The organism is Paenibacillus cucumis (ex Kampfer et al. 2016), assembly GCF_019748695.1.
Lineage (GTDB): Bacteria > Bacillota > Bacilli > Paenibacillales > Paenibacillaceae > Paenibacillus > Paenibacillus polysaccharolyticus.
Window position 1 is genome coordinate 22,698 of sequence record NZ_JACLIC010000052.1, and the last position, 7,912, is coordinate 30,609.

Consider the following 7,912-nt stretch of genomic DNA (forward strand, 5'->3'; position numbering starts at 1 on the left):
GCTCCTATTCGATCAAGCTAAAACGATGATCCGGGTCGAATCCAGGCCAGCGCTCAGCAAGTGTTGATGAATTTCCTCTAAAATAAACGTTTGCCTCTCGAGTGATCCAAAGAACATCGTGTCGGTCATAATGTCGATTAAGCCAGTTCACTGCCTCTGCGCTCCCTAAGATTGATACAGTCTTGGCTATAATTTCGCACTGCGAAGCATGCTGACCAACGACGGTACATTGTAAAATGTCTGTGTCTGCCGGTTTCATCGTCCGGGGATCGATAAGATGATGTGCTGTATAACCCTTGTCATCTTGCCACTGTCTACGTGTAATCCCTGATGTGGCGACAGCCCCTCGTTGTAGGCGTACCGCCCCCGACACATCTTGCATCTGTGGAAACGGACTGGTTACCTCCAGCGTCCAATGAGGATGGTCTGTTGTACCCCATACCTGAATGTCACCACCTGCATTAATCATTCCCGCAGGAATGTTCATTCTCTTCTGCAGCCAGTCCGCGATACGTTCTACAGCCCAGCCTTTTACAATACCGCCAAGATCCAGCTCCGTTCCTGGGTCGAGATGCACCATCCGGCTCCCTTCCCGCTGTATCCAGCTTGGACGACTGTAGTCATATGGATCTCCCTTCATGCCAGTGGCTTCCGATTTTAATATAGGTAATAGACGCTCCAGCAAAGGCCGCTGGGATGCCCGCTGATGTATCTTTTCAAAGCTTGCATCGTATCCCGATGAACGAAGAGCTTTCATGATGCCGGGTTGGAAGATGCCTTCCGTTTGTCCGATATATCCATATGCTAAGCTGAGCACCTCATCCATCGCAGCCGAGACGGAGATCCATCCATGACTCTCATTCAGACGAGTTAATTCACTGTCAGCCACGAAACGGCTAAAACGCTGCTCCTGTGTTTCGAACCAGTTTTTGACGAGAGAGGCGGCGTGTTCCGCCTGTTCTCTATCTGCCAGAAACTGCACTTCTACCTTCGTGTTCATCGCGTGAAAATAAAATCGGAGGGGACGTACAGCCTGCTCTGTGCGGCTCATGATGCACCTGTGCGTGACTGGTAATTGCCATGATTGCTTTCAGAGCCCGAGCGCAGCGAATTGGCCTGATTTTGATTTGACCCAACCGAGTATCCGTCTGTACCCCAATTGTACTGATCCGTACCGTCTGGAGACCATTCATCCATCACATCGTCACGTGAATCCACCCGTGTGGAAGCTGTTATTCCAGTGTCTGTCCCATTCGCCGCCGCATAAGCTACGTCAAATGCATCCGAGGTTCTTACATATTGAAAGAGTGCAGCCACAGTTAATGTAGCCGCAGCCGAAGCTTGCCATTTCCGCCATTGGTTCCGTTTACGTCTTGTCATCGCTTATCCCTGCTTTCCATAGCGAAGTTCATAGTTGTATGATAGGCTCCCTGGCTTAAAAGAAGCTGAATAAACGGTTAACCGCGCCTAAAGCTTTTTGTTTTTCTCACAAAAAAAGCCCCAAACAGGTAAATCCTGCTTAGGGATAGGGATGAGATCACTATTGAAAAAAAGCTATTAACATCTGTGCCAAAATGTGTTTATATGCAACCTATGACTACTAGCTAGTTAAATGTTGAAAATAAATGATTCCATCAGCCTGTTGTACCTGTCCCGCCAAACCACGCCGAGTTAATTCCTGCAGATGCGCCAGTGTTTCGCTCATGGCAAAACGTAATTGATGTATTCCAAGCCGATCACCAAACAAATGCAAGCAGATATCATATGCATGAGCAGGGCCTTCCTGCATACGTTCCGTCAGTTTGCCCAGACGCTCTTCATGGTGAGCAAGCAATTCGGTGGTGCGTTCCGTAAAACGGGTAAACGGATTTCGATGACCCGGATATGCACGTTCCACTGTAAAAGTACTCAGACGCCGCAAGCCGTCCATGTATGATTGCAGCGGTTCTGCATCACTGCCCGGTTGCAAACTGATATTGGGCGAAATTTGGGGTAAAACGGCATCTCCGCACAAAATCTCTCTTGATTCAGGAGCATAGAATGAGAGATGACCCGGGGCATGTCCGCCCGTTTCCACAGCGACCCATGCTTTTCCACCCATATGCACGGTTTCACCATCTGCAACGATGGTTACCTCCGGGAGTGGTGTAATTTGTGAGATAAATGTTTTCATATGTTCCTTAATTTCAACCGTCTTATGCTGCGGCATGCCATGAAGCAGGTAATATTCTGGCAGTCTCTCTTCAATACTGGCCCCAGTTCCCCACATAAAATCTGTTTCCTGGCGGGAGCGTGCTGACATTAACACGGGTGCACCCGACATCTGCTGCATCCAGCCGGACAATCCCAAATGATCCGGATGATGATGGGTCAGTACAATCTGATGAATATGTTGAAAGGTCAAGCCGAGTCCGGCCAACGCTTCATGCCACTCCTGCTCCGTCTCCGCTGTACGCGGTCCTGGATCGATAATGCTCACCTTGCCATCCGGTTCGGTTATAATATAACTGTTTACCCATCGAAGTGGAAAAGACATCGTGATTTGAATACGGTGCATTCCCTCTGGCATAGGTAACGATTCGGTTCTAGTACGTTTCATGGTCTTTCCCCTCTCTCGAGTCAATTAGTCAGTAGGACGATGTCCTACAAAGATCATGCGCGGCGAAGTCTGCTCGTCATACTTCTCTTCATCGTATCCCCCGTGAACCTGATCAACCTGAAGATCTGCATCCTCCAGCATTCCACTCAGTTGCTCACGCGAGTAAAGCTTGACACTTTCCTTATAGATTCGCGGTTCAGTCCCGGCAGAGATGTCCGTGATATGTATTTCCTTTTGTACAAACCCGTCTCGTATCCTCCGATATTCCTCAATCCGTTGCCCTTCATCTTCACGAACAGAGTGTTGCACCAGATGTTTTTGCACGTAGGCTGTATTGATAAAATCAAGAATGAAACTGCCTTCCGGTTTCAACATTCGATGAATGGCACGCAGAACCTTCAATTGTTCAATATCCTGGGGGAAGTATCCAAACGAAGTGAACAGGTTAACTACAGCATCGAATCCACCGCCAAGAGGGATTTTGCGCATGTCGGCATGACACCATCTAACCCGATGATCGGCATCCAGTTCTCTGGCTTCACGCAGAAGCACATCGGATAAGTCTACTCCCGTCACCTGGAAGCCAGCGTCCGCAAGCGCAAGAGAATGCCTGCCCATCCCGCAGCAGAGATCGAGCACTTCTGCACGAGGGCGAAGCTTCAACCAGTTAATCATCTTATGTACTTCCTCATAAGCACCATGCACATCCCGGTGTTTGTATACGAGCAGATAATCTTCGCCAAAACTCTTTTCGTACCATGCCGTCATGTCAATCTTCGCCCTCCGTATCATAAGTTATCCTTATCCGCATTGAGCAGATTTTGCTGGCTAGAACACCCCATGCTAAGCTAAAACTGGTGTCTGTTTTGAATCATTTCAAATTATTGTAACGCTTTAGAACCCAAACTCAAAATGATCGTCTGCCACCCTCATTGAACGCCTCTACAACGCAAGATATAATGTTAGACATATCATGCTCCTACGAATCGGTTAAATACATACAACAGGAGGTGTTCTTATGATTCGTATCGGACTTACGGGATGGGGCGATCAGGAAGACCTCTATCCAAACCGTACCCAAGCGAAGGACAAGCTTCGTCTGTACGGACAATATTTCTCCACGGTGGAGGTAGACAGTTCCTTCTACGCCGTGCAACCTCGCGACCGGATGGCCCGCTGGGCTTCGGAGACTCCTGAATCATTTTCATTTATCGTGAAAGCCTATCAGGGAATGACGGGACATCTACGGGGCAAGCCGTATTTTGCCAGCACGTCCGAGATGTACAATGCTTTTCGTGAATCGCTTGAACCTGTGATCGAAGCAGGCAAGATGCAGGCTGCCTTGTTTCAATATCCGCCTTGGTTTGAATGCAACCGGGACAACGTCAATGAACTACGGGAAGTGAAGCTCCGTATGGAGGGTATTCCATGTGTGATCGAGTTTCGTCACCAAAGCTGGTATGCAGACAACATGCGTGAGCGCACGCTTCATTTTCTAAAAGAACAGGGATGGATTCATAGCGTCTGTGACGAACCACAGGCAGGGCCAGGCTCTATTCCCATTGTGCCCGTCGCAACGGATTCCCGGATGACACTCGTTCGCATGCATGGACGCAACGTATCCGGCTGGCAACAAAACGGCGCTCCAAACTGGCGTGAGACACGTTATCTGTATCGCTACAACGAACAGGAGTTGTCGGAATGGAAAGTTTATCTGGAACAGCTGCAGGAGCAGAGTGAGGATGTGTTTGTTATTTTTAACAATAACTCTGCCGGAGATGCAGCAACCAACGCCCAGATGATGATGGAACTGCTAGGTCAGCCTATCAAACCATTCCCCGACCGCACGGAGCCAGAAAAGGAAGAAGGCCCTGAGCAACTGGAGTTGTTTTAAACAGAAAAGAAAGACAGTACGTTGGGACTCACCTATAGTTAAATCAGTTAGTGTTCATATCAGAACTCAAATATTTAAAATAAACAACCTAAAAAGGTGCCTCTGTTGAGGCACCTTATCCTGGCTCCCATACAACGAATCGTATGAACGCCAATGACCTGTTAACTATACAAAGGCTCATTATCCCAAACACTGATGTAACGAAAAGATCTAACCTTCAAAACCTGAGCGGAATACTTCTTTTCCTTTTGCATTGAAAATAACATAATGACTCTTCTTCCCTACCGGCACCCCGCTGTACATTCCGTCACCAAGGTAGTTTACCATGGAATAGGCTGGGAATATCCGTTTACCCGTTTTAATATTGATTGACGCCGAGATTGAACCATCCTTGGCTTTTAATGCATATTGAACTGTTGCGATCGGATCAATGTCGTGATAATAGTCGGTACGATCAAGATCCATAATCTCGTATTTCACATCCATCACGATGTTCCCTCGACTATCCACAATCCCATAGCTTTTATTTAACTTTACTCGGTATAGTGGATTCTTTGTTGTCAATTTCTCAATCTGGTTATTCATGTAATTCGTTCGCTCAATAAGTGGAATCATTTCATCGTATTTCGCAGCTAGTATGGACTCACCACGAGTTCCGATCAATCCATACTTACCATTCTTACGAATGACAGCACTTCCCGCTTGAAACAGATTGGCCTCTTCGTACTGAGCGGGTATTTTAATGTCTCCATTATTCGAAACATATCCCCATTTTTGATTAACTTTCACAGCCGCCAGATCCTCTGAAAAAGCCTGCATATCTGTATAACTGGACTCAAATAGTAGGGTTTGATCCTTTTTATAAAAAGTCCACCCGGAACTTTCATCTTTCATATCTCTTACCGCGTAACTTCCATCTCCTGAAAGAATAACCTTTTGTTCACTTTGAGGTTCTACAATCATACGCCCGGATACATCCACAATGCCTTCGCCATTTTGCTTTATTTTCCAAAGTCCACTCTGTGGCTCGCCTAACTTGGAATAATATTCATTGAACGAAACAATTAAGCCATCTTGCCTAACAATAGCGCTATGGTTATCGCGACGGAGCCCCCAATCTAACGTATTACCTGTAAATTCAAGTTTGTTTTTGAACTCTGCAGGTACCACGAGCTGCCCCTTATAATTCATACTTCCCCACAACCCATCGATCTTTACAGGAAATACCCCGGATTTACGATAATCTATTCTATAATCCATTTCTTCGATGTTAAATGTCGTTAGTAATTTCCCTTTGGTATTGATTAATGCCCACTTACCATTCTTTTTGACCATTGCGACTTGATTGTAAAAGCTTGTTCCTTCTTCATATGTAGGAGAAATAACAAATTTGCCTTTCGTATTCAGGTAACCAATCTTCCCATTTTTTTTAGCGATGGCGAGCCCATAATCAAACCAACCAATATATTCAATGCTTTTGTCCTGAAATATCACTTTACCTTTATTATTTATCAACTGATTTCTATTTACGACTGCTACACCCTGGTTGAACGCATCTCTTGCTAATTGAAACTGTGGCTTAATAACAAATTTGCCCTGATAATTGATGAATCCCCACTTCCAGTTTTGACGAACCGGGATGAGTCCATTATCTGCTCGGTCAGTGAACCACAGATGGCTCAATCCCACATGTTCCTGCGCCTTGTCCCACTCATGATAAACTGGCTCGTTTGCTGCTAGCGCAACCCTCGGTATCATAAGTACTGACGCAATGAGTACCAAGAATGAAATGCCCAGAATTGTAGTGAATTTTGGATATGCTGGTCTTTTCTTCAACACTATTCCTCCATATAAAAGTAATGTTCTTACTCTTTCATTAATACATAAGTAAAAAGAACTATCAATATGGGAATCCAGCATTAGGAAGCATTTTTTTAACCAATGTTTTATTAACATGGCAAAATGGATTACAATAGATTGAAAGCAGATTTGAAGGAGGCCTTTTTCAATGAACGAACAAGCATATTTTGAGCAAAACCGGGACAAACATCTGGCAGAACTGAACGAGTGGTTATCCATTCCGAGTATTTCCGCCATTTCTGAGCATAAAGAAGACATTCAACGTGCGGCACAATGGGCAGCGGATGCACTTACACGTGCGGGTATGGAAAATGTCGAGATTATCCAAACAGCTGGTCATCCCATTGTTTATGCAGACCACCTGCACGCACCGGGCAAACCAACAGCCCTGATCTATGGACACTATGATGTACAACCTGTTGATCCGCTAAATCTGTGGGAGACACCACCTTTCGAACCCACGATTCGTGGCGGGAAGCTGTATGCTCGGGGTGCAACGGATGATAAAGGACAAATTTTTATACATATCAAAGCCGTTGAAGCACTGATTGCCGAAAATAAAGAGTTGCCGATCAACATCAAATTCTGCATCGAAGGCGAAGAGGAAATCTCCAGCCCGAACCTGCCAATCTATCTCAACGATAATACGGACAAACTGAGAGCAGACATGGTGTTAATCTCGGATACATCTCTTTTGGAAAAAGGAAAACCTGCCATCTCCACGGGCCTGCGCGGCCTGTGCTCGATGCATGTGGATCTGTTCACCGCCAATACCGACCTGCACTCCGGTTCCTTCGGTGGCGGTGTACCGAATGCGCTTCATGCCCTCGTCTCCCTGCTGGCATCTTTGCACGATGAGCAAGGCCGCGTGAGCGTGGATGGATTCTATGACGGCGTTCTACCGTTGTCTCCTGAGATGAGAGAAGAATTCGTGAAGCAAGGCTTCAATGAAGAACAGCTTCGTCAAGATCTCGGACTGGAGCAATTGTATGGCGAAGAAGGGTATTCCTTTGTGGAACGTGTCGGGGCGCGCCCAACCCTCGAATTGAACGGCGTATGGGGTGGTTTCCAGGGCGAAGGCAGTAAAACCGTTATTCCAAAAGAAGCTCACGCTAAAATCACTTGCCGTCTTGTCGCTGACCAAGATCCGCAACATGTGCTTGATTCAATTGAAGCTCACCTGCGTGCTCATGTACAACCAGGGGCGACATTGCAGATCAAACAGATCGAGAAGGCTTTTGCTTTCAATACCGATCCGACTGATCCGATCCTGCAAAAAGCCGCAGACGCTTACGAAAAAGTATATGGCGTGCGTGCTCTCTTCACCAAAGATGGCGGCTCCATTCCAATCGTTGAGAAGCTTTCCCGCGTGCTTGGCGTGCCTGCCGTGATGATGGGCTTTGGTCTGCCAGACGAAAATCTGCATGCACCAAACGAGCACTTTAACCTGGAGAACTTTGATAAAGGGTTGCTGACGGTCGTGGAGTTTATTAAAAGCTTGGCTTAAAGGTTAAAACGAATATGGGACGCGCTTGTGGAGACGTTCCGGTGGCGAATCG

The 7,912-nt window shown here is 46.5% G+C and carries 7 protein-coding genes; 2 read left to right on the forward strand and 5 right to left on the reverse strand.

What is annotated here, in order from left to right:
• Positions 1–4 precede the first annotated feature (4 nt).
• From H7T88_RS27220 to H7T88_RS27235, 4 genes are all read right to left on the reverse strand, one after another.
• Positions 5–1,000: an FAD:protein FMN transferase gene (locus H7T88_RS27220; protein WP_221791487.1), complete on the reverse strand. Its 996-nt coding sequence runs from the start codon at positions 998–1,000 to the stop codon at positions 5–7.
• A 47-nt stretch (positions 1,001–1,047) separates the two neighbouring features.
• Positions 1,048–1,380: a hypothetical protein gene (locus H7T88_RS27225; protein WP_221791489.1), complete on the reverse strand. Its 333-nt coding sequence runs from the start codon at positions 1,378–1,380 to the stop codon at positions 1,048–1,050.
• A 220-nt stretch (positions 1,381–1,600) separates the two neighbouring features.
• Entirely contained in the window at positions 1,601–2,599 is a 999-nt protein-coding gene (locus H7T88_RS27230; protein ID WP_221791491.1) for an MBL fold metallo-hydrolase, read from the reverse strand.
• A 24-nt stretch (positions 2,600–2,623) separates the two neighbouring features.
• Entirely contained in the window at positions 2,624–3,367 is a 744-nt protein-coding gene (locus H7T88_RS27235) for a class I SAM-dependent methyltransferase (RefSeq protein WP_221791492.1), read from the reverse strand.
• 250 nt (positions 3,368–3,617) lie between these two features.
• Between H7T88_RS27235 and H7T88_RS27240 the strand changes: the two genes are divergently transcribed.
• On the forward strand, positions 3,618–4,493 hold the full coding sequence (locus tag H7T88_RS27240; protein WP_221791495.1) for a DUF72 domain-containing protein: 876 nt from the start codon (positions 3,618–3,620) through the stop codon (positions 4,491–4,493).
• A gap of 210 nt (positions 4,494–4,703) precedes the next feature.
• Here the strand turns inward: H7T88_RS27240 and H7T88_RS27245 are convergent, their stop codons facing one another.
• Positions 4,704–6,329 carry a WG repeat-containing protein gene (locus H7T88_RS27245; RefSeq protein WP_221791497.1) on the reverse strand — a complete coding sequence of 542 codons (1,626 nt, stop codon included), beginning with the start codon at positions 6,327–6,329 and terminating at the stop codon, positions 4,704–4,706.
• Positions 6,330–6,501: 172 nt separating this feature from the next.
• Here H7T88_RS27245 and H7T88_RS27250 point away from each other — a divergent pair, with 172 nt between their 5' ends.
• On the forward strand, positions 6,502–7,860 hold the full coding sequence (locus H7T88_RS27250) for a dipeptidase (RefSeq protein ID WP_221791499.1): 1,359 nt from the start codon (positions 6,502–6,504) through the stop codon (positions 7,858–7,860).
• Positions 7,861–7,912 lie beyond the last annotated feature (52 nt).

Excerpts from the sequence above, each read along its gene's own strand:
- H7T88_RS27230 (WP_221791491.1), bottom strand. The coding sequence starts at position 2,599 with ATGAAACGTACTAGAACCGAATCGTTACCTATGCCAGAGGGAATGCAC.
- H7T88_RS27225 (WP_221791489.1), bottom strand. The coding sequence starts at position 1,380 with ATGACAAGACGTAAACGGAACCAATGGCGGAAATGGCAAGCTTCGGCT.
- H7T88_RS27250 (WP_221791499.1), top strand. The coding sequence starts at position 6,502 with ATGAACGAACAAGCATATTTTGAGCAAAACCGGGACAAACATCTGGCA.
- H7T88_RS27240 (WP_221791495.1), top strand. The coding sequence starts at position 3,618 with ATGATTCGTATCGGACTTACGGGATGGGGCGATCAGGAAGACCTCTAT.
- H7T88_RS27220 (WP_221791487.1), bottom strand. The coding sequence starts at position 1,000 with ATGAACACGAAGGTAGAAGTGCAGTTTCTGGCAGATAGAGAACAGGCG.
- H7T88_RS27235 (WP_221791492.1), bottom strand. The coding sequence starts at position 3,367 with ATGACGGCATGGTACGAAAAGAGTTTTGGCGAAGATTATCTGCTCGTA.